Source organism: Bacteroidota bacterium (assembly GCA_039111535.1).
Lineage (GTDB): Bacteria > Bacteroidota > Rhodothermia > Rhodothermales > JAHQVL01 > JBCCIM01.
Map to the genome: position 1 here is coordinate 1 of JBCCIM010000045.1, position 22,807 is coordinate 22,807.

The 22,807-nt window shown below is 50.2% G+C and carries 17 protein-coding genes and 1 tRNA gene; 9 read left to right on the top strand and 9 right to left on the bottom strand.

What is annotated here, in order from left to right:
• From AAF564_09300 to AAF564_09315, 4 genes are all read left to right on the top strand, one after another.
• Positions 1-428, top strand: a 428-nt coding sequence (locus tag AAF564_09300; GenBank protein MEM8485734.1) for an NAD(P)H-dependent oxidoreductase, incomplete at its 5' end; no start/stop codon positions are given.
• Positions 429-455: 27 nt separating this feature from the next.
• On the top strand, positions 456-920 hold the full coding sequence (locus tag AAF564_09305) for a cupin domain-containing protein (GenBank protein MEM8485735.1): 465 nt from the start codon (positions 456-458) through the stop codon (positions 918-920).
• A 19-nt stretch (positions 921-939) separates the two neighbouring features.
• Positions 940-2,697 carry an ABC transporter ATP-binding protein gene (locus AAF564_09310; protein MEM8485736.1) on the top strand — a complete coding sequence of 586 codons (1,758 nt, stop codon included), beginning with the start codon at positions 940-942 and terminating at the stop codon, positions 2,695-2,697.
• A gap of 55 nt (positions 2,698-2,752) precedes the next feature.
• Positions 2,753-3,928, top strand: a complete 1,176-nt coding sequence (locus tag AAF564_09315) for a low temperature requirement protein A (GenBank protein ID MEM8485737.1) — start codon at positions 2,753-2,755, stop codon at positions 3,926-3,928.
• Positions 3,929-4,004: 76 nt separating this feature from the next.
• On the opposite strand, the gene AAF564_09320 is transcribed toward AAF564_09315, so the two are convergent.
• From AAF564_09320 to AAF564_09330, 3 genes are all read right to left on the bottom strand, one after another.
• A complete protein-coding gene (locus tag AAF564_09320; GenBank protein MEM8485738.1) occupies positions 4,005-5,816 on the bottom strand; it encodes an FG-GAP-like repeat-containing protein in 1,812 nt (603 codons plus the stop codon).
• A gap of 197 nt (positions 5,817-6,013) precedes the next feature.
• Complete coding sequence (locus AAF564_09325) at positions 6,014-8,611, bottom strand: protein kinase (GenBank protein MEM8485739.1); 2,598 nt, start codon at positions 8,609-8,611, stop codon at positions 6,014-6,016.
• Between the two features lie 272 nt (positions 8,612-8,883).
• Entirely contained in the window at positions 8,884-9,489 is a 606-nt protein-coding gene (locus AAF564_09330; protein ID MEM8485740.1) for an ECF-type sigma factor, read from the bottom strand.
• Between the two features lie 301 nt (positions 9,490-9,790).
• Here AAF564_09330 and AAF564_09335 point away from each other — a divergent pair, with 301 nt between their 5' ends.
• Together AAF564_09335 and AAF564_09340 are read left to right on the top strand one after the other, a co-directional pair.
• A complete protein-coding gene (locus AAF564_09335) occupies positions 9,791-10,030 on the top strand; it encodes a hypothetical protein (GenBank protein MEM8485741.1) in 240 nt (79 codons plus the stop codon).
• Between the two features lie 893 nt (positions 10,031-10,923).
• Positions 10,924-11,595: a sugar transferase gene (locus AAF564_09340; protein ID MEM8485742.1), complete on the top strand. Its 672-nt coding sequence runs from the start codon at positions 10,924-10,926 to the stop codon at positions 11,593-11,595.
• A 227-nt stretch (positions 11,596-11,822) separates the two neighbouring features.
• On the opposite strand, the gene accD is transcribed toward AAF564_09340, so the two are convergent.
• Together accD and tsaB are read right to left on the bottom strand one after the other, a co-directional pair.
• Positions 11,823-12,671, bottom strand: a complete 849-nt coding sequence (gene accD / locus AAF564_09345; GenBank protein ID MEM8485743.1) for an acetyl-CoA carboxylase, carboxyltransferase subunit beta — start codon at positions 12,669-12,671, stop codon at positions 11,823-11,825.
• A gap of 82 nt (positions 12,672-12,753) precedes the next feature.
• Positions 12,754-13,518 (bottom strand): tRNA (adenosine(37)-N6)-threonylcarbamoyltransferase complex dimerization subunit type 1 TsaB, encoded by a 765-nt coding sequence (tsaB, locus tag AAF564_09350; GenBank protein ID MEM8485744.1) that lies wholly within the window; start codon positions 13,516-13,518, stop codon positions 12,754-12,756.
• Positions 13,519-13,803: 285 nt separating this feature from the next.
• On the opposite strand from tsaB, the gene AAF564_09355 reads away from it, so the two are divergent.
• Positions 13,804-15,927 (top strand): elongation factor G, encoded by a 2,124-nt coding sequence (locus AAF564_09355; protein ID MEM8485745.1) that lies wholly within the window; start codon positions 13,804-13,806, stop codon positions 15,925-15,927.
• 116 nt (positions 15,928-16,043) lie between these two features.
• On the opposite strand, the gene AAF564_09360 is transcribed toward AAF564_09355, so the two are convergent.
• A tRNA-Met gene (locus AAF564_09360) sits at positions 16,044-16,117 on the bottom strand.
• Positions 16,118-16,239: 122 nt separating this feature from the next.
• Between AAF564_09360 and AAF564_09365 the strand changes: the two genes are divergently transcribed.
• Positions 16,240-17,433 (top strand): DNA polymerase III subunit delta', encoded by a 1,194-nt coding sequence (locus AAF564_09365; GenBank protein ID MEM8485746.1) that lies wholly within the window; start codon positions 16,240-16,242, stop codon positions 17,431-17,433.
• Between the two features lie 76 nt (positions 17,434-17,509).
• Positions 17,510-18,508 (top strand): regulatory iron-sulfur-containing complex subunit RicT, encoded by a 999-nt coding sequence (gene ricT, locus AAF564_09370; protein MEM8485747.1) that lies wholly within the window; start codon positions 17,510-17,512, stop codon positions 18,506-18,508.
• A 6-nt stretch (positions 18,509-18,514) separates the two neighbouring features.
• On the opposite strand, the gene AAF564_09375 is transcribed toward ricT, so the two are convergent.
• The 3 genes from AAF564_09375 to AAF564_09385 form a co-directional block, all read right to left on the bottom strand.
• Positions 18,515-18,919 (bottom strand): co-chaperone GroES family protein, encoded by a 405-nt coding sequence (locus AAF564_09375; GenBank protein MEM8485748.1) that lies wholly within the window; start codon positions 18,917-18,919, stop codon positions 18,515-18,517.
• Between the two features lie 961 nt (positions 18,920-19,880).
• On the bottom strand, positions 19,881-21,377 hold the full coding sequence (purF, locus tag AAF564_09380; GenBank protein ID MEM8485749.1) for an amidophosphoribosyltransferase: 1,497 nt from the start codon (positions 21,375-21,377) through the stop codon (positions 19,881-19,883).
• Positions 21,374-22,750: a hemolysin family protein gene (locus tag AAF564_09385; GenBank protein MEM8485750.1), complete on the bottom strand. Its 1,377-nt coding sequence runs from the start codon at positions 22,748-22,750 to the stop codon at positions 21,374-21,376. Before AAF564_09385 ends, purF begins: the two co-directional genes overlap by 4 nt.
• Positions 22,751-22,807 lie beyond the last annotated feature (57 nt).

Here is a 22,807-nt window from a genome sequence, read left to right on the forward strand (position 1 = left end):
CGGGCGTAACCGATGATGCGGTAAAGATTCAGGCTGCAATAGAAGGTGCGCATGCAGTAATCCTGGCGACTCCGGAATATCACGGCAGCTATTCCAGTGTCATGAAGCTTGTAATCGAAAATATGGGTTTCCCATCCCGGCTTTCCAGAAAACCTGTTGCATTGCTTGGGGTGGCTGCAGGCCGCATTGGCGCCATTAAAGCGTTAGAGCATCTCCGCAGCGTTGCCTCCCATGTGGGCGCAATAGTGCTACCGGGGCCGGTCTCTATTGCAAACGTGCAAGCAGTTTTTGATGAATCGGGTACGCTGAATGATGCAGGGGTTGAAAAGCTTATCCGCAAACTGGTGACCGGGTTGATCGACTATCTGCGTGACACAACGTGTCCGGAGGAAGCATTTGAGGCTTTTACGCGCGCCAATACAGCTTGAACTAATCACAGAACAACAGAGAAAACAATGTCAGAAAGAAAAGTCAGGGTTGTGCGACCGGGAGATAAAAAGCACACCATTTTTGGTGCCGGCGATGAATACCGGTATTTTGCAACAGCTAAAGAGACTGATGGTCACTACTTTTTTCTTGAGGGTATAGTACCTCCCGGTGGTGGACCGCCGCCACACATACAGACGCGGGAAGAGGAAGCATTCTATATTTTGGAAGGGACTGTTACGTTTTACGCACACGAGAAGGCTATAGATGCTGGCCCAGGCACTTACCTTAATATCCCCAAAGGGGCAAAACACAGTTTTAAGAATAACACGGAAGAAACAGCCCGTATGCTCATATTTTTTGCGCCGGCAGGTGTAGAAGGCTTATTTGATGAGATGGCTGGAGATACAAAAAGTGCTGCGCAGCCTGAGCAGGCACTGGATATTATGAACGAGGTGGGAGAGAAGTACGGATTACAGTTCTTTACTGAATGAATAAATAAAACACAATTGAATGGATACACCGCAGCGGTTTGAAAGTGTTCGCAAACTCTGGTACCTCTTGAAGCCTTACAGGGCGCAGGTACTTGGGCTGTCTCTATTGATCAGTGCTTCTGCTGCATTGGGGACGATAGGTCCGCAGTTTATACGGTATGCGTTTGACACAGTAATACCGAGTGGCGAAATGCAGCTGTTCATTTGGCTTGGGGGCGCATTCATGGCCTTCTACCTCATACGTGCGTGTGTTAACTACGCCGGCATGTATTACAGCTTTGCTTTCACCCAGAATATCATCAGCGATATACGGATGCGATCGTACACGCGCCTGCTTCGTTTACCGGTTGAGCGGTTCACAGCTGAGCGCTCGGGTTCGATGGTATCGCGTGTGGTATCCGATGTCAACGCCCTGCAAGGCATGATCCAGGCCGGCTCCACGCGCCTGGCGGGACAACTCTTCAGTATCCTGGTGATCCTTGCGATCGTAATCTCAATGAACTGGCAACTTGCGCTCGTCAATCTTGTGATTGTGCCGGCATTGGCCTACATCACACGTCATTACCAGGAGCCTATGCGACAGGCTTCCCGGCTCATTCGAGCCCGTGTCGGGGAAATGACGGCTGTTGCAAGCGAAGTAATCAGCAATATTCAGGTTGTGAAATCATTTGCCAGTGAGCAGAATGAAACGCAGAAGTTTGGCACCGAGAACAACGCCTACGTCCAGTTTAACCTGGACCGCCGCAAAGATGTCGGGATGATGGAAAGCCTCGTTACCGTTACAGCAGAATACGGTATCGGCGCGATCTTGCTTTTTGGTGGATGGCAAATAGTTCAGGGGGCATTGAGTGTTGGTGAGCTTACTGCGTTCTTGCTGTATCAACGGATGCTGCAGCGCCCCGTGATGTCCGTCATGTTTTTTAACAACCAGTTGCAGTCGGGGATGGCGGCCCTCGAGCGGGTGTCGGCCCTATTGGATACGGAAACAGAACAAGATGGAGATGTACAGGAACGCCCCAAGGGCAACGTTTCTTTTGATGCAGTTACGTTTACGTATCCGGGTACACAAGAGCCTGTGCTGAAGTCACTATCATTTGACATCACGCCCGGACAGACCGTGGCTTTTGTTGGTCCATCAGGTGCGGGTAAAAGTACAGTTACCCGCTTGCTGGCGCGCTTTTTTGACCCACAGGCCGGCACGATCACCATCGGTGAGCGCAATATCCAGGCCTTCGCCCTTGAGACCTTGCGGCAAGCCATTGCAATTGTGCCGCAAGAGCCCACCTTGTTCTCAGGTACGGTCCGCGAGAATATAGGCTATGCACGTCCGGATGCAACAACCGCAGATATTGAAGAAGCAGCGCGTATCGCAAATGCGCACCATTTTATCCTTGACCTGGAAGAAGGATATGAGACTAAAATTGGTGAGCGCGGGGTGAAGCTCTCGGGTGGACAAAAGCAGCGGATTGCCATCGCGCGCGCAATCTTGAAGAAAGCCAATATGCTGATTTTAGACGAAGCAACGGCTAGCCTCGATAGCGAGTCTGAAGCGATCATCCAGGATGCACTCGCCGGCGCTTTTTCAACAAACAACAACCTGATGACCCTCGTGATTGCGCATCGATTGTCTACCATTCAGGATGCTGACCGTATTCTGGTGCTGGAAGCCGGCAAACTCAGTGAATCGGGTACACACCAGGCGCTGATGGCGCAGAAAGGCTTGTACAGTCATTTGTATGAACTACAGTTTAGAGCTGAGTCTATGGATGTTAGTTAGCCGGTTGACTTATTTTACCCCGCGACATCAATATAACCTGTGAAGCTAGAACGATATGAGTACTTTGAAAACGCATGTGCGACCAATGGTTGGCCGCGACAAAGATGAGACACATCGGGCAGCAACGCCGCTAGAGCTGTTCTTTGACCTGATATCTGTTATTGCCATTGCCGCAGCTGCTACAGAGTTGCACCATGCAATTGCTGAGGATCACCTGGGCGAGGGGCTGATCGGATTTGTGCTTACCTTCTTCGGAATCTGGTGGGCCTGGATGAATTTTACCTGGTTTGCCTCTGCGTATGATACCGATGATGTACCTTATCGCATTGCGGTGATGGTAATGATGGTTGGTGCACTTCTTTTTGCCGCCGGCGTCCCGGTCTTGTTTACGGGAAGCACGCTGTTGGGCCTTGGCGGTTACATCATCATGCGACTTGCCCTCGTAAGTTTATGGTTGCGCGCCGCAAAACATGATAAAGACCGCAGAACAACGGCCATGCGCTACGCTATTGGTATTACCATCGTTCAGATAGCCTGGGTTGTTATGTTTTTTACAGCCCCCCCTGAGCTCTTTATGCCGTTGTATTTTCTTCTGATTGGTTGCGAGTTGGCTGTGCCGGTTTACGCGGAGCGCGCCGGCTCTACCACGTGGCACCGTCATCATATTGTCGAACGGTATGGGCTATTGACCATCATCGTGTTGGGGGAGTCTTTTGTCGCATTGGTCGCGGCCGTAGCTGCGACTTCAGACTTTTCGCTGCAGCACACTGAATTGAGCCTGTGGATTCTGGCCGGCCTCATCATTGTTTTTACTATGTGGTGGATCTACTTCAGCGAAAATGACTACGCTGCGCTGAATTCCATGGCTTCGGGCTTTCTCTGGGGATATGGACACTTTCTCGTTTTTGCAGCTGTGACGGCTGTGGGGGCAGGTCTTGCTGTAGGTGTCGACGTAATCACAGACCATGCAGCCGTTGGCAAAGGGATGGCAGTGGCTGCGGTGAACGTACCGCTTGCCATATTTATCCTTAGCGTGTGGATGGTCCATGAACGGTACGCAGCAAATGGATTTGTCCAGACGATGCTGATGCCGTTAGTTGCGGTGCTGATCCTTGTTAGCAGCTTTCTGGAAAGCGGGGTGCTCATTGCTGCAGTACTGATGATCGTATGCCTTACCCTGAAGTTGCGCTACCAATCTCACCGTGTCATGCAGGTTTCGGCTGCCGGTTAGCGACAAGCTGCTTGAAAAGAAAAAGCCACATCAGCGCATATGCTGATGTGGCTTTTTCACTATTGGTAGTGCTGTACTATTTAATCCGCGAAAGTACGCCGGAATATACTTTGTTTTCCCAGATGAGGCGGTAGATATACATGCCGCTCGTAGCAAAGGCTGCGCTACGCAAAGGGAGGTCGTGTTTGCCGGCAGTCAATGAAGTTTTTGTGCTATAGACTTCCTGGCCAAGGATGTTGTAAACAGCTAAATCAACGTCGCCTGCGTGGGGTAGGTTGAAAGAAACATGGGTGTTTTCGCTAAACGGGTTGGGATATGCACGAAAGAGGGTAAAGTCTTCTCCTGGAAGTTGTCCTCCATCTTCAGTGCTTGTCGCTGAAAGTCCATGGCCTTCTACAACTTTGATCGTTTGGTTTGTTGGAATATTGTAGAGGGTTTCTTCTGTACCGTTGGGCCAACGAATGACTAACTCATCAATCATGTTTGCATACGAGACGCCAAAATGTACCGGTTGCACACTTTGTCCCAGGAAATCCACGCCATCGTGGTATCTATGATATGTTTGCCCATTTGCGTGTACTGTTAATGTAGCGCCAAACGCGTCGCGGTTCGAGACTGTGCCTTCCAGATCAACTTTAAGCCAATTTAGGGATGGCGATTCATTCGTGTACAGATAGGGCGTTTCTCTCCAGTTGGCAACGAGCAGGTCGAGGTCGCCATCGTTGTCAGAATCAAAGACGACCAGTCCCCTGGCTTCTGCTTCGCCATTTGCACCAGATTTTTCAGATACGTTTGTGTATTCAAGCAGGTTGGTACCCACCAGTTGGTTTGTGAAAAAGACATTACTGAATGGCTCAATCAGAAAGCCATTGGCAACGTAGAGGTCGAGATCGCCATCGTGGTCACAATCAAAAAACTCAGTACCCCATGCCCAACCGGCACCGCTTACACCCCGCTCGACCGCCTGATTTTCAAAGCTGCCATTCCCAGTATTTACAAAAAGCGGATTAAGATAATATTCTTCGATGTTAGTGAGATAAATATCAAAGAATCCATCATTGTTATAATCCCCGACTGTTACCCCCATTCCATGCCCTTCGTCTTCAAGTCCATATGCCGCGGTTGCTTCTGTAAAACTCTTGTCTCCGTTGTTGACATAAAATTTGTTAGGGCCAAAATCATTAACCACGTAGAGGTCTGGCAGGCCATCGTTATTGGCGTCTATAGGAATAGACGTCCAGGTTAGCCCTCCGTCCTGCAGTCCTGAACCCAGGGATATATCTTTGAATGTGCCATCTCCCAGGTTTTCGTATAACCGATTGGGGGAATCGGAGTCAGCCCATACGCTAACATACAAGTCGAGATCACCATCAAGGTCTAAATCCCACCACACTGAGCTGGACGTCGCACTTCCATCGCTGTGCGACAGCCCGGCGGCTTCTGTAACGTCTGTAAAGGTACCGTTACCTTCATTCTTGAAGAGAATTTCTGGACCCACATTGGTGAGGAAAAGGTCCGGGTCGCCGTCGTTGTCATAATCAGCCCAAGAGGCACCAAATTTATTACCCATGCCACCGCGCGCAAATCCGTTCACTTTACTTAACACGCCGGCTTCTGCCGTCACATCAGTAAACTGACCGTTTCCATCGTTTTGATAGAGGCGGTTCCAGGTTTTGGGGCGATCTGGGTCGTACTGAAAGTAAGCAACCATATAGATGTCGAGATCGCCATCCATATCGTAATCGGCAACAGCGACACCGTTGTGGTCCTGGGCATCATTGATATCGAGGCCGGCGGTTTGGGTAGAAAGCTGGAAGTTTTGTGCAAGCAGTGGAGCTGGAATGCACAAGACGCAAAACAACACAGCTATATAAGCAGTGTAGCGCATGGCTAAAAATACGTTGATGGTAGTCTTTTGGTGCGTGAGCTATTCTGGTGGTGGGTCTGCTCCGCGGGTATGGGATCAGAATTTAGGCAATCCGAGGCCTTAAAGAAAGCTGCTTTAGCCGTTTTTTGGTCAATTTGGTGTGTAGTTGTACCCTTTGCAACACATTGTTAGTCTATAGAAAAGGCTTTCTGTGTGCACTAATGTATCGTGTTTTGGATCAGCTCATTGAATGCATCGCGTTCACGGAGGGGGTCCCAGCGGGGGTCGACAGCAATCGAGGGCGGCAAGTCGCCGGCAGCGGCTGCGCGCTTGATCCATATCATGGCCTCGTCTAGTTCTCCCAGGTTTATGTAGATCAGAGAGATGCTCGTTGCGCCGTTTTTACGGGTTGAGGTAAGGTATGCTTTTAGTTCATTCAGTTTTTCTTTGGCATCGGCGATATTGCCAGTTTTTGCATCCAGCTCGGCAAAGAAGCTTTCATTGTCGATACGATTCTCAGAACGGTCTAGCTGAATAGCTTTTGTAAATGCATTCTGAGCCAGCTCGTATTGATCCGATTGCAAGTACGCAAAAGCGAGGAGTTTATACGCCCGCACAAAGTCCGGCTGTAGCGCCAACAAGGCATTTAACTCATCGATTGCTTTGTCGTATTCCCGGTTGTAGTAATAGGCGCGGCCTACGTCGCGGCGAATTTGCAGGGAAGTGGGCAGCAATTCCAGCGCTCGTTCGAGCGACAGGAGGCCTTCTTGAATTTTACCTTGCCGAAGCAAAAGTAATCCGTATTCGCGGTGGGCTTCGCTGTTGCCAGGGTTCAATTCCAGAGCGCGCAGAAAGGAGCGTGCGGCGCCATTATAATCGTTGTCGATGAGTTCGCGAACAACACCCATCGCAATGTGGGCTTCAGGGAGCGATTCATCGAGCTCGAGTGCATTGCCGGCTGAGCGCTTTGCCAACGCGTTGGCTGCCTCGGGGTGCATACGTTCGTATTTCTCACCCAGGAGGTACTGCGGTACAACGAGGCTAGCGTGCGCGCGGGCAAAACTGGGTTCCAGCAAAATGGCCCGGTTAAACAATGCGATTGCTTGCTCCAGGTGGTCCGGCGTTTCCCGCTCAAAATGGAATCTGCCCCGCAGGTACAGTTCAAAAGCTTCAGGATTGATAGCACTGATGTCTTCCGTTAACACTTCGTTGCTCAGCGGAATGTCGAGTTTGTCTATGATATCCAGTGCAACATCATGAATAAGTATCTGGAGGTCTTCCTCGTCTTCCACGTGTGAGAGGGCCGTTACAACCCGCTCCGTCTCTGTTTCGAAGACATTGATGGCAATATGGATTTTGCCGTCTTGTCTGAAGACGTTGCCATTCAACTTCCAGGTCAGATCCAGGTTTTTAGCCAGATTATCCGACCCATCTGCTGTTTCGCTGTTTTGCACCAATGAAACAACCTTGAGCGCGTCAAAGCGGGTCAGTTCGTGGATTAATTCCTGCGTGACGCCGCTGTAGAAATAGATATCTTCATTGTTGATGTTAATGTCCTGCAACAACTCAATACCGATGGATTCAGGGCGCGCAGCCATTGAACTGCCCAATGGGTCCAGTTTGCTGATAAAGAACCCCGTGAGAATCAGCAGCATGATCACGGCCAACGTCGAAATTGGGCGTGTTACAACGGTAGTCTTGGCAATTTGCAAGAAAGAGGACGATGGAAACGGCCCTGGCAGCAGCTGCCGCATCTCCCGAAGGAAAGCCGACATCGAGGGATAGCGATCATTTGGGTCGTTGCGTAAAGCCATCGCGGCGACCCGATGGAGGTGGGAAAATATTGCGGAGCCAGACGAAGAGCTTGTTGACCGGGAAATAGAGTCGTCAAGCGAAAGCCCGCCATTGCTGGAACGATCGGGTTTTCTGCCATAAAGCATTTCATGCAATACAATACCTGTAGACCAGATATCTGCACGGAAGTCTGTCTTTTCACCACGTAGCTGCTCTGGAGGCATGTAGCCAACGGTGCCCATGATGCGCCCGGTGTCGTTTGGCAGTGGCCTGTCTATAAACGTGGCAAGGCCAAAGTCCACAATCTTGACAATATCATCTTCGGTAATGATGATATTGCTCGGCTTGATATCGCGGTGCAAAACACCACGTTTGTGGGAAAACTCCAGTCCTTCAGCGATTTGCAAGGAATAGCGCAATACCGTTTCAACGGGTAGCAAACCTTCAGAAAGCTTCGATTTGAGCGTTTGACCTTCATAAAAGGTCATGGCAATGAACAATTGCCCGTTCGAAGTTTCCCCAATTTCGTGGATAATGCCAATGTTAGGGTGGTCAAGAATGGACGCAGCTTTGGCTTCATGCACAAAGCGTTCGCGTGTTGCCGGATCTTCAACCAGGTTGGGCGACAGAAACTTGAGGGCAACGAACCGATCCAGTTGCAGGTCTTTGCCTTTATAGACAATTCCCATGCCGCCGCCGCCAATAACTTCCAGAATTTTGAAATTGGATACGGTTTTGCCAACGAGGCCAAACGGGTCTTTGGGCAGGCGTTTGTCGGTACTTATGTACTTGCCGTTGGGAATGGTAGGCTCGATCAGGGAATCGTAGTGCCCCGAGAATGCGTCGAGAATACTGTCGATGTCGTCGCCACTTTCAAGTAGCAACTGAACCTCCTGGCAAAGCGCAGGATCTTCATCGTTCATTGCATCCAGATAGGATTGCCGCTTGTTTGGCGGTAAATCCAGCACTGTTGACAGTAGCTCGTCAAGCCGCCTTAAATATTCAAGGCTTTGATCCGGCATAAGTCGGCACGCGTTTAGGACAGCATGAAGCAGGACGGGGCCATCCTGATTCCCAAGGGAAGAGGGTTACAAAGCAGTCAACTGAAGGGTCCGTACAGGGTTGCCCACGAGTGGCAGAGGAGGTAGAGACGGGGTACAGTTAAATCAGGCGATAGCATAGTAACCCAGTGGTTACATCTATCTTTAGTATAAGTAATCCTGAGATTTTATTCTGCTTTACACCACTTATTCGTTCCAGAAAGGTGCTGAACCGCAACAACGCGTATAAAATGCTACGAATTATAGGTTTTTTCTATAGGGAGGGCGGGAATATGCTCTGCGATTAATGACCTGAACAGTAAAAGTTTGGCCCGGTTCAAATCTCTGTCTATTGTTCGGGTTGAAACGTCCATGTGTTTGGCAATTTCTTGAATAGACATTTGTTTGAAGAATCGCATTTCAATGACCTGGGCGAGGCGTGCATCGAAGGCGGCGAGTTGTTCAACGGCAAGTTTTAGCTCCATCGCCGGCGTTTCTGGCTCGCTGGCTACCTGTACAGCATCTCCGATGGGCAGCTTGTTCTTTCTGCCTTCTCGCTTGAGTGAATTCCGGTTACGGGCGTAATCAATCAGTGTGCGCTTCATGGTGCGTGAGAAGCTGCGGTAAAAATGCTCCCGGTTTTGCCACGAAGCAGAAGAAGAGAAAAGACGAAGATACGTTTCGTGTATCAGCCCATTAACAGAAAGTGTATGGTCATTACGCTCAGAAAGCATCATACGATCAGCGATCATATGAAGCTTTCTATAGATCAACGGCCAACGGCTATCATTTGGTGTTGCAGCGCCGTCTTGGGCTTTTTTGAGGAAGAGCGTAAGGTTATTTCCGTCTGAATACTGCACAACAGTCTGGGTTTTCTGGGTGATACCCTGGGGCGTGGGAGGCTTTGGGGAGCCGGTATATAAACGATAGCAGGAATCCGTTTTAAACGCCAGTACTTTTTATGTAATAAACTACTACCTAAGGACTATTCTGGGGCGACAATACATGCTTTTGGCCCGTTGGTCTCAGGTGCCGGCTTGTTGTGACAAGTCCGCGTTTCAGCTTCAAAAGTTGTGACAACTATTCCATTAATGTGTGATGTGGTGGCTGCACCTGTTGCGTACTGTATAGGTGATTCCTTGAAGCAACGTGAGAACTATCATGGAAAATGCCCTGATGATTGAAAAAGGGAACGCACTCGTGATAGAGGGAGAGGATTTTACTGTGTTGAGTGTGACAGACCTGGGTACTGCAGATATGCACCTTACTGGACTCTACCAGTGGGGCACGCACATACTTAAACTTGAGCGGTTGCGTGATGGCAAATGTTACGCTGCCACACGGTATGCATCGGGTGAAATAGGTCATCCTTTTCCGTTCCGTATCGACCAGTCCGGCTAACAGCCATTCTTGCCGGCGCCTTCATTTTGATGTGTTTTTATGGGGATTTTGCAGCATATGGTACCTGTATTTTACCTACATGGCTTGCCTTGAATTGCCTGATATTTGGTCATTGTGCGCGTTTTCCCGTCGAGTTGTGACAACATTGCGATCATTACGTGATGGACGGCCTCAAATCATGTAGTATAATCCGGGGTGCAATCATCAACCAAGTACCATCCCGATATGAAGTACAACCCCAAAGACCCTTGGGATCGCGCTGCTATGGGTCTGTTGTTGGGGATCATCGTGCTACTTTTAGTGAGCATTTTTGCGGTGTTGTAAGGAGTGATTGTGAGAGATGCCTGGCGCGAAGCGAGTAGTTCTTACAAGATCTGACACCGGCTGTGCAGTAGTTAGTACTAGGTACTGATCGGTTTGCTGAGACCGTCCTTGTTCCTCCTGGGGCGCAAGCGTAAGAGTCTGAAGATTCTTTGGTTACGCTCGGCAACTGAATTTTTACCCGGTGCTATGGCAGTCGGTACTTCAATACTGGAAAGTGATCCTGGGTTCAGGGTGGTATTTAACCCGTTCTTGTTACAATCATGGCTGTAACAGGGACGGGTTTTTTTGTTTAGCAAATCCGAAGCCGGCCCATCGAAAATACTGGCTATTTGTTGGCAAACACAGTACTGGCAAGTACCTGCGTTTGCGCGAACTTTAAACGACTCTTACGGAGTGCGCCAACCTGCCTTCAGGGCGCATCCGAAGGCGCAAACGGATGGGTGAAAAAAAGCACACCAATTCGCTTTTTTACCCAGCTGGATGAGGCGGAAGGCTGATAAATCTGGCCTTGCGGCAGGCTACCTTGGTAACACGTTATCAAAGCTAACCTAAAGCATTTGCCTCCCGACATGCCGAACAGCTTCGCTCTCCCAACGCCAACTACCTGCATCCCAAGCCACTCTAAAATGCAGCTTGGCCTCAAGCAGCTCATCGAAGTAGGAATTGTACTGCTGGCTTTCCCACTCTGGTTTCCAATTTGCGCCATCATCTACCTCCTCATCTGGCTGGAAGACGGTAAGAACCCACTCTTTATTCAGGAGCGCCTCGGGAAAGAGGGCAAAGGGTTTCGCACGTTCAAATTCAGAACGATGGTGCCGAATGCTGAAGAAGTCCTCAAAAAAGTACTCGCCGAAGACGAAGAACTCCGTACCGAATGGGAAACCTTCTACAAGCTCCGCAAAGACCCTCGCGTAACACGCATTGGCAAATTCCTTCGCCGTACGAGCCTCGACGAGCTGCCGCAGCTCTTCAACGTACTGCTGGGCGACATGGGCATGGTTGGTCCGCGGCCACTCACTGCCTACCACCAGGATGTGCTGCCTGCAGATGTACGGGCACTCCGTGAGTCAGTAAAGCCGGGTATCACGGGTCTCTGGCAGGTTTCGGGCAGAAGCGACTCTGGCACCGAAGGCATGAAAAAATGGGATCCTTACTACGTACGCAACTGGTCCATCAAGCTCGACGTGAGCATCCTTGTACGGACAGCCTTTGTCGTCATCGCTTGCAAAGGCGCTTACTAGGCAACAACGGATGAGGCGGCAAAAATTTCCTGAGCCGGCAAAAAGTACGGGAGATACAGCTGGAAAACTGACAATTTAGACGAGAAAACGCGATAGGGGAAGTGGAACGGGGATTGATGAAGAAGAGGATGGCTTAATCATGCGAACTCCTGTTTGGTAAAAACCCGGTCTTTTCGAAGACCGGGTTTTCGCTTTTATACCAAAAAAAGGACCCATCCTGAGGCGGCTCAGGCAGCCATGACCGTGGAGAGCAGGTTGCTGAGCTTGTCCCGCAAGTCTCTGCGGTCTACAATAAAGTCGATAAAGCCGTGGTCTTTGAGGAATTCAGCCCGTTGGAAGCCTTTAGGGAGGTCCTGGCCGATGGTCTCGCGGATAACGCGGGGGCCGGCAAAGCCGATCAGGGCTTCCGGTTCTGCCAGGTTGAAATCGCCCAGCATGGCAAACGATGCTGTAACACCCCCTGTTGTGGGGTTTGTCATGAGCGAGATGAAGGGCAGGCCGGCTTCATGCAACTGCGCAAGGTGCGCGCTGGTCTTTGCCATCTGCATCAGGCTCAGGGCACCTTCCATCATGCGGGCGCCGCCACTCTGCGAGATAATCATCAGCGCCATTTTCTCGGTATAGGCGCGTTTGATGGCACGTGCAATCACTTCTCCTACAACCGAGCCCATCGATCCGCCAACAAAAGCGAAGTCCATTGCCGCAATCGACAGCGGATGGCCATTTATGGTACCGGATGCTGCGCTGGCTGCATCATGCAATCCTGATTTGTTTTGCGCAGCAGTGATACGGGATTCATAAGATTTACGGTCGACAAACTCGAGGGCATCAACTGCCATCAATTGCTCATCGTGCAGGGTGTATTCGCCTTCGTCAAAGATCAGCGAGAAGTAGCCGCGGCTATTCATGCGCATGTGGTAACCCGAACCCGGGAATACCAGCGCATTTTCTTCGAGCACACGGTAGTTGATAATTTCACCCGTTTCCGGACATTTGGCCCACTGGCCTTCCGGGACGTCGATTTGGTCGCTTCGCTTTGTATTGATGCCGGCTTTCTGCCGTTTAAACCAACTCATGAAACCCTGGGGTTTATGTTTGTGCGTAGGGGTAGTTGCAGGTGCGGTGGGATACCTGTGTTAACCACAAGATACCTTTTTCCTAAAAGGGTAGTCGATCAAAAATTGATTTTTTTCGCGCCTTCGGAATAAACGCATTCAGATAGTAAGGCTCAAATGACCCTGTATCATCTTGCAGCCCCGTTTTATGACGTGCTGCCCCCATTGTTGCAACAACGCTCGCAGACGGCAACAGCATGGGTATAGGGACTATAACTGGCGTGTTATCACCCGCGTCTTCATCCACAGAACCCTCCGACATGGCACTTGACAGGCATGCTGCCACGAAGGCTGCACCTTCTCCCACGATCAAAGGGCTTTTATCGCCTCGACTGTGCGCTGCGATAAACGGGCCTATTTCATCTTTTTGTAAAGATGTTACCGGGGCAAGCGGTACTACGGCTTGCTCGCCAGCCTCAAAAAGGCCGAGGTACACTTCGTTTCTGCGTGAATTGAATGCAGCGATAATGGGGGCACCTGGTTCCGCGCAGGGCAGGGCGCCTGTGGCAAGCGCATCAAGAGAAGGGACCCCAATCAGGCTGATGTTGTGGGAAAATGCCAGGCCTTTTGCAACGCTTACGCCAATACGCAGGCCCGTGTAGGAGCCCGGTCCTTTTGATACTGCAATTCCAGACAGGTCTTTTACCTTGATGCCGGCATAAGTCAATGCCTGCTGAATCATCACCACCAGGTGCTCGGAATGGGAGCGTCGTGCCGTCAGCGTGTGTTCGAAAACCACAATATCACCCGACAACACGGCAACACTGCACACATCAGTTGCTGTTTCTATGGCAAGATAATGCGTCACGATATCCTTGGGATACTAATAAAAAGAGCCGTTTTAATGGCTTTACGGTGCTTCTGCTTCTTGCAGTGGAGCAAAAAGAGAAACGTGAACGAACCGGATCTCATTCAGTTCTTGATTTTTAATTCGACGTTTGTATACTTTGAATCCCGGAATATTAATAAATTGTGAAGGCGTGTATGGTGTAGCGTGCTCCGGATCGACCATAAGGATCCCTTTCCCTTGGCCGAATAGGTATCGAATTCAATTTCTTAAGCGACTTGTGCGCAATAAAAAAGGAGGGTGTCTATGAAAGTCTATGATGCAGATCACATCCGCAATGTCACCCTGGTAGGACACCAGGGCAGTGGCAAAACGATGTTGGCTGAAGCCATGTTGTTTAACGCGGGCGGACTTAATCGAATGGGAAATATTGCTGATGGGAATACGGTGAGTGATTACCATTCAAGCGAAATCGAACGGCAAATGTCGGTATTTTCTTCGCTCCTGCACGTAGAAAAAGATGGGCACAAAATTAACCTGCTCGATACTCCGGGGTATCCTGATTTTGTGGGGGAGGTTGTAACTTCCATGAAGGTTGCCGATACAGCTGCATTTGTTATCAATGCATCGGAAGGTGTACAGGTAGGTACCGAGTTGGCCTGGGCAACCGCAAACGCAGCTCAAATTCCGAGTATGTTTGTGCTCAACCATCTCGACAAGCCTGAAACCAACTTCGAAGAGCTTATTGATCAAATCCAGGGGCGTTTTGGGCGCGGCGCTACCGTTGTTCAAATCGCCGGCGGAAGCGGTTCCAGGTCGATCATCGACGTCCTGATCATGAAGCAAATTTCGTATCCGGATGACTCTGGCAAGCCGCAGTTTAACGACATCGATCCAGCCTTTCTGGAGCGGGCAGAGCAACTTCACAACGAACTCATCGAAAACATAGCTGAAAATGATGAGTCGCTGATGGAGCTGTACTTTGAAAAAGGCTCCTTGACTGAAGAAGAAATGCGGCAGGGACTTCATGAGGCAATGCTGAAGCGCCAGCTCTTCCCCATCTTCCTTACGAGTGCTACCGAAAATATTGGTGTATCTCGCCTGACAGATTTTATCTCGAATGTTTGTCCGTCTCCAGCTGAAATGCCAATGGCAGCAGTATCGGAAGGTGATCCGGTTGCGGCTGATGAGCATGGTAAGCCTGTTGCTTTTATTTACCGCACGATGGCTGAGCAGCACGTGGGTGAATATTCTTTCTTTCGGGTGTATTCGGGCACGCTTGAACCCGGGCTTGATCTGGAAAATGCGCAGACCGGTTCAACGGAGCGTTTGGGGCAATTATTTGGCATCAACGGACGGGAGCGCGAGCCTGCCGCAAAAATGGTAGCCGGCGACATCGGCGCCCTTGTTAAATTGAAAAACTCGCATTCAAACAACACGCTGCGCAAGAAAGGAGAAAAAACGTCGATCAAACCGATCGTATTTCCAGAGCCGCGGTACACAACAGCCATCCATGTTGTCAAGCAGGGGGAAGAAGACAAGTTGGCCCAGGGCTTACATGCACTCGCCAACGAAGACCCTTCGCTGATCCTTACCCAGGACCCACATCTTAATCAAATGCTGTTGGGTGGGCAAGGGGAGATGCATCTCGCAATTGCCAAGTACAGGCTGTCTAACCGATTTGGTGTAGATGTCGCTTATGGCAAACCCAAAATTTCATACCGCGAAACCATACAGGGTAAAGCCCGCTCTTCGTATCGACATAAAAAACAATCGGGTGGATCGGGGCAGTTTGCTGATATTTCGATGATGGTGGAAGCCCTTGATGGTCCGTTTAAGCCCCCCTCAGATATTACCGTGCGCGGGACAACAGAACTTACAACGGATTGGGGTGCGCGGGTCGAGTTTATCGACGGCATTGTTGGTGGGGTGATTGACATGCGCCGCTTTGCCGGCTCCATCCAGAAAGGTGTTATGGAGGCCATGCAAAAAGGGCCGATTGCCGGCTACCCGGTTGGTAATCTCCGCGTCATTGTGTTTGATGGCGGCATGCATCCCGTAGATTCGAATGATGCTGCGTTCAAGAGCGCCGGCCGCATGTGTTTCCGGGACGCATTCAAGCAGGCTTCCCCTGTGATTCTGGAGCCGGTGTGTAATGTGGAAGTGATGGTGCCAGACTCTTATACCGGTGATGTAATGGGCGATCTCAACACGCGCCGTTCGAGAATCCAGGGCATCGAGTCTGAAGGATTGCTTCAGAAAATTCTGGCGCAGGTGCCCGAGGCCGAGCTCTACAGGTATTCAACGTCGCTACGCTCAATGACGCAGGGACGCGGTCTACATACGGCTTCTTTCTACCAGTATGAGGCTATGCCGCGGAATATTCAGGAGCAGCTGCAGAAAGAAAACGAAGAGGCTGTTGAAGCGTAATATCCTGTGAGATAGAACGGTCCGCAACAGAACGAAATACAAAAGCCCTTCTCGATCTCCTCGAGAAGGGCTTTGCTGTACAGATTAGTACAGAAGTAGGGTACTGAATTTTAATGTGGCGAGAGAGGGATTTGAACCCTCGACCTCCGGGTTATGAATCCGACGCTCTAACCACCTGAGCTACCTCGCCGAACATTGCGTATACCTGAAGCTTTATACTGCGCCACAGGAAACGAACAGGCTAGTAATCGCTTTTGTACCTGCTTTTGTTTCTTTGTACACTAGAATCTTTATAGAAAATCCGGCAACCTGATGGTTTGGAGTGAAATAATCAGCCAAAATCGTGTCGTAGAAGCTTTGCGGCGAGAAATGGAGCAAGAAAGGATTGCCCATGCTTACCTGTTTCACGGTCCAGATGGTGTGGGGAAGCGGGCCGTTGCGCTTGCGCTGGGGCAGGCCTTGCAGTGCGGCACCCTGCTTGAAGCGCGCCGGGCGGGTAATGCGAATGAGACCACACAAGAAGCCTGCGGTACGTGCGCTGCTTGTATGAAAGCCAGCCGGATGATGCACCCGGACATTCAAGTGCTCTTTCCTTATCCCTCAGACACAAAACCTGAAGACGTCGCCGAGCGCTTACGTGCATTTGCCGGCAACCCCTACGCGCCGTTCGACTATGTGCGCCGGCCTTCGCTCAATGACCCCAAAAAAGTATCCAACAAACAGGCCATCTACACAGTGGCCCGGGTAAACCAAGAACTACGCCGATCCATGAGCTTCAAGCCGGTGGAAGGCCAGTATAAAGTTGTGCTGTTGACCGATGTGGAAGCGATGCGGCTGGAAGCAGCCAATGCTTTCTTGAAACTTCTGGAAGAACCATCGGGCGCTACCATCTTTATCCTCATTACAACGCGGCCTGACCGTTTGCTGCCCACCATCATATCCCGCTGTCAACGGATGCGATTTGACACGTTGCACGCAGATGATATCCAGCATGCGCTTGTTCAGCGCGCTGGCCTGGAGGCAGACCGGGCAACAATGCTTGCGCGCATGGCCAACGGCTCCTACAGCCGGGCCCTCGAACTCTCAGAAAACGAAGAGCTCCTTGGCAACAGGCAAATGGTGCTCGATTTCTTCCGACTTTCCTACACCCAGCATACCGACAAAATTGCCGACATCATTCAGCAAATGAATGGCCTCGGGCGCGAAAGACTAAAAGGATTGCTGACCCTGATGTTAAGCTGGGTGCGTGACCTGATGTTGTACAAAGTTACCGGGGAAGAAGCGCTCCTTGTAAATATCGATCAGTTTCAAACCATCAAGGCGTTCTGCGATAAAGTACCAAATGCGCAGATAGAAGCCATGGTGTCACTGGTTGAAGAAGCCATTGAGCTGGTAGGGCGGAATGTGCAGAACAACCTGATCCTGACCGTACTCGCAAATAACCTGTTTCTTGCCATGCACGGTGCACCGGATGACCGGCTTTACGTTCCTTTACATGAAGCATAACAGGCTGCAAGGTATTGCACAAATGCGGGTCTTTTTAGTATAGTTACAGGGTTCGACGATTAAATTAGGAAAGCTCATGGGATGTGGATCATGTGGTACGGGAGGCGGGTGTGGTGGTGCCGGTTGTGGAGGAAATGGAGGGTGCTCGTCCAAGCGGGCTGGAACGGCAGCCTGTCCGTCTATGCATGCTTATGACTGGCTAAACGATCAGGCATTGGGCGCAGTACCTATTGTGTATGATGTCTTTGAAGTGGTTTTCAAAGGAGGACGTAAAGGCTTCTACAGAAATGACGAGCTCGACGTACAAACCGGTGACTTCGTTATTGTTGAGGCGGATCGGGGGCAAGATTTTGGGACCATCCATATGGTTGGTGAGATGGTGCGGCTTCGTATTCGCTCCAAAGGGATCCAGGATGATTCTAGTTTCCCCAAGATATTGCGCAAAGCTACCCTGAAAGATATTGAGCGTTGGGAAGCCAACAAGGAAAAAGAGACCGAGACCTTCCTGATTGGCCGGCGCTCTATTGATCGGATGAACCTGCCCATGAAGCTTGTCGATACGGAATGGCAGTTCGACCACAAGAAAGTAACGTTCTATTTCACTGCAGACCACCGCGTGGATTTTCGTGAACTTGTGCGTGATCTTGCGCGACGCTTCAGAACCCGCGTTGAACTGCGTCAGATCGGTGCGCGCGACGAAGCAGCGCGTATTGGCGGCATTGGGTCTTGTGGCCGAGAATTGTGTTGCTCTACGTGGTTGCAAGAGTTCAAACCGGTATCTACCCAGGCTGCCAAAGCGCAGAACCTGCCATTGAATCCCGTGCGTTTGAGTGGGCAGTGTGGCCGGCTCAAATGCTGTCTGAACTACGAGCTTGAGCAATACATGCAGGCCCTGAAGGCCTTTCCCAAGGTGGATACCCTTGTTACTTCTCAAGATGGAAAGCGTGGCACCGTCCGCAAAATCGATATTTTCAAGAAGCGGATATGGGTACACTACCCGGATGGCGCGTGGGAAGACCTGGACCTTGAAGCTTTCAATGCCGGGAGAGTGGGCGAAAACACAGCTGCAAGTTAAAACTATCTAGCCCAGTAGATCGTCCAGGTTGTCGATGCCCTCAATGTCATCCAGAATGTCGTCGGCTGAGGGACGAACCAGCGCGAGAATGGCGCTATGCGGGACAATCACGTATTCCTTTTCCCGGAATGTTACCTCAATCATTTCTTTGCGCAGGAAGAACGCAAGATCCCCAGGTTGTGCCTGTAGCGGCAGATAACGCGCTGCACTGCGCGACGTAGCCCATGGCTCTCCATCCGAATATTCGGGATTGGGCATAACATAACCAGGTCCTACCCGCACAATTCTGCCGATACTGACTCGCTCGCGGTCAACAACTGTAGCCGGCAGGTAAAGTCCGGACTTGGTTTGTTTTTCTCCCCCTTCCTGTTCGATCAGTACACGATCACCAATGATGATGATTTCTTCCATGATGCAGCGGTCAAATTTGCTAGACGACAATACTTTAAAATAACAAAAAACGCACTGCCAGGTTCGCAGTGCGTTTTGAAAAAGATGTGGCGCGTAAAGCGGTGGTAGTTACATACGGCTTTACGGTGCAAGTGTAATGATATGGACTCCAGTTATAGCTGGAATACTGCGAAGAGCAGCAAACCTACTACACCGACTCCAACTACCATGACACGGATCAATCGATCAACAGGGTTTCTCATGTTTGTCTCCGTTTGTGGTGGGTAGTAAATATGGCTGGATCGTAGTGAGGTAATACTTCAATAAATAAAGAGTCAAAGCATATAGTCAACAATATACCCAATAAAAATAAGGACAAAGGCCCTTTTTAACCTTTTCTTAGTCAAACTAAACTTGTAAGACGCGTGCGCCAACGGCATTTTGACTGTGCGTTTTTGGCGCATAAGGCTGTGCTGAAAGTCACCTCTACAAAAGTCGTTAGATTGGGTAATGATTACCGGGGGAAATATCCCAACTTCCACTCATTTATCTATTTCAAAAAACAACGCACGCGTTGCTTCACGATAACCCCTCGTGATCCAAGTGTTTGTACGTTTATTAGATATTCTTCAGCGGCACACTTTTTTGCCGGCTACTTAAAAAATTATGCTGGATTTGGGGGAGTAGAGGGCGAAAGAGTAGCATATGGAAATGTTGCTCAGCGGGTTTATCGCAGGGTATATTGATCCCATGCCGAGTGTGAGGTTGCTGCAATTCGGATGGATACCCAATCTAGTTGGGCATGACGATCAGGTAGAACAGCTTGCGTGATAGATTGGCATTGTAACTAAGTGCAAACAAATAAATATTGAGGGTTTTCGTAAATCCTATTCCGTATAACAGAACGGTAAAGGCCAAAAACCTTCAACCTGTAACCTTTAACAGCAAACAGATCAATCCTTCAGGATTTATTTGTTTGCACTTACCACTCGTTTTCTTCTTTGGTCACGCCCATCTCTACTGGCGTTGGATAGTCCTTGGTAAAGCAGGCATTGCAGTAGCCGTGTTTGGACTCATTGGCGGCTTTCACAGCTTTCATCATACCATCTGCTGTGATGTAAGCAACGGAATCTACACCCAGCCATTTCGCCATTTCGTCAATACTGCCAAACTGGTTGGCAAAGAGCTCTTCTTTGCTGGGGAAGTCCATGCCATAGAAGCAGGGGCTGATAACAGGGGGGGAAGAGACGCGGAAATGCACCGCTTTTGCGCCGGCTTCCCTGATCATGTTAACCAGGAAGCGGGCTGTGGTGCCGCGTACAATGGAGTCGTCGACTATAACCACTACGCGGTCTTTGAGCACGCCATCTACGGTATTGAATTTTAAGCGGACACGCGTTTCCCGCGTATCCTGACCGGGGGCGATGAATGTCCTGCCGATGTAGTGGTTGCGGATGAGACCAATTTCGTATTTACAGTCGAAGCCAAGCTTTTGGCACTCGGATACATAGCCCAGGGTAGCTGTATTGGATGAATCAGGCACTGAAATCACAATAGGCGGTTTTTCGCCTTCTTTGATTTTCGGGACCGGCGCATCGTGTGCCAGTTCTTTGCCAATTTTACGGCGGACCTTGTCTACCATTTCGCCAAACACCATTGAGTCAGGGCGGGCGAAATAGATGTATTCAAAAATACACTGACTGACCCGGTACTTCGAGGGCAAATTGTAGCTTGTAAATGTGGTTTCGCCCCGCTCATCACGCGAGATAACCAGAATTTCGCCGGGTTCAATATCGCGTACATACTCTGCGCCAATCAGGTCGAACGTGCACGTCTCGCTGGAAACGAGGTATGTTGGGCCTTCCGTGTTTGGCGTTTGCAATTTGCCCAAAGCCAGGGGCCTGAAACCGTTCGGGTCGCGGACGGCAATCATGCTGGTGTCCGTCAACATCAGCAAAGAGAACGCGCCTTCCAGTTGGGAGAGCGCGTCGAGAATCTGGTCAGTTTGTTTGCGCCGGCGGCTCTGGGCGATCAGGTGGAGGATGATCTCGCTGTCGCTGGACGTTTGGAAGATGGTACCACGCTCGCTAAAAGAGCGCCATAATTCGCGCGCATTCGAGATGTTGCCATTGTGCGCCAATGCGAGGTTGCCGTCGCGGTAGTGCACTTTGAAGGGCTGAATGTTGGCCCGGTTGTCAGAGGCACCGCTGGTGGAATATCTGTTGTGCCCAATCGCGGAGAGGCCAAGCAGATGGGTGTCAAAGATGGTGGGGTCGTTAAATACGTCAAGGACCAGGCCGTGGTCCTTGTGTACGGGCATAACCCATTTCTTTTTGTGCTCGTCGAAGGTGGACGTAACGATACCGGATCCTTCCTGGCCCCGGTGCTGCAAACCATGGAGACCCAGGTACGTGAGCTTGGCTGCGTTCGACGCGTTAAAAACGCCAAAAATACCGCAATGCTCTTTAATCTGTTTCATGCGACCAGCGATTTGTCGGCTGTAGGTGGATGTATTTGGATAAACACACGACCAATGCGATGGTTTTCGACAGACTCGATCCGCATGGTCATGGCTTCATATTCCACGAGATCCCCTTCCCCTGGAATTTCCCCTTTCAGATGAAATATAAGGCCTCCAAGTGTTTCAAAGTCGTAACTTTCGAAATCCAACTCAATCTTCAAAAGATCGCGGAGGTCATCCAGATTGATTCGGGCATCGAAGCGATGGGAAAACTCATCGATTTGCTCATGCATTTCTGCTTCTGCCTGATCGTATTCGTCGCGGATATCACCGACAATTTCTTCGAGCACATCTTCCATTGTGACGAGGCCGGCAGTGCCACCGTACTCATCGAGCACAATCGCAATGTGCATTTTCATTGCCTGAAACTCTCGCAGGAGATCGTCGAGTGGTTTACTGGCCGGCACAAAAAATGGTTTTCGGACCGTTTCGCGCCAGTTCGGCTCATGCGGGCCACTCGATGACGAAATGTACGGAAGCAGGTCTTTTACATAGACAAAACCCACAATATTGTCGATGTGGTTCTCGTACAGCGGCACGCGCGAATGACCGCTGCTCCGAATCATATAAAGCACGTCATCGAGGCTGGCTGTAATGGGCAATGCGTCCATGTCGAGCCGGCTAATCATGATTTCGCGTACGGTGGTGTCGCCAAAATCCATTATCGAGTGGATAAACTCGCGCTCATCTTCTTCAATTGTGCCCTGGGCTTCGCCAATATCAGCCATGGCTTTGAGGTCATCGCCCGATAAATACTGGATCCTTGGCGAGCCATATCCCATAGCCGCTGCAAACCAGCGGGTAATTGGGCGCGATATCGGGTAGGCAATTCGATGAATGATCATTACCGGCATCGAGACGCGCCGGCCAAACGTCAGAAAACTCCAGGTTGCGATTATACGCGGGATAACTTTGTTGGCAAGCAGTAATACAAGCGTGCAAGCCACAATACATAGCAACAGGCGCCGATTAAGCGAGAGCGCCGTATTGGCTTCGAGGTAGTTGTTGGTGACCAGGTAGAAGAAGAGGGTAAAGGAGACCGTTGCCACTACCAGTAATGCGTTGAGTGTAAGCAAAACCTGGTTTTTTTGGGCAATCAGCTTGCGCAACCGCTTGCTTGCTGTATCTCCTTTTTCTCTCAGTAGATCGCTTGATGAGCTATTGAGAAAAGAGAAGGAGCGTACGCAACTGGCAAGAAACGCCACAAGCAGCCACAGCACAATCGTTGTGCCTATAAATGCTGCCATTGCATCGGTAACTACAAGTGCAACAGATTCAACGTCTAGAAAAGCTACGTTGGGGTATAAAGAAGGATCAGGGTCAGCTTCCACTGCTGGGAGGATGCAACTCCTGGTTAGTTAAGGATAGCTAGAAGTACAGTACTTAAA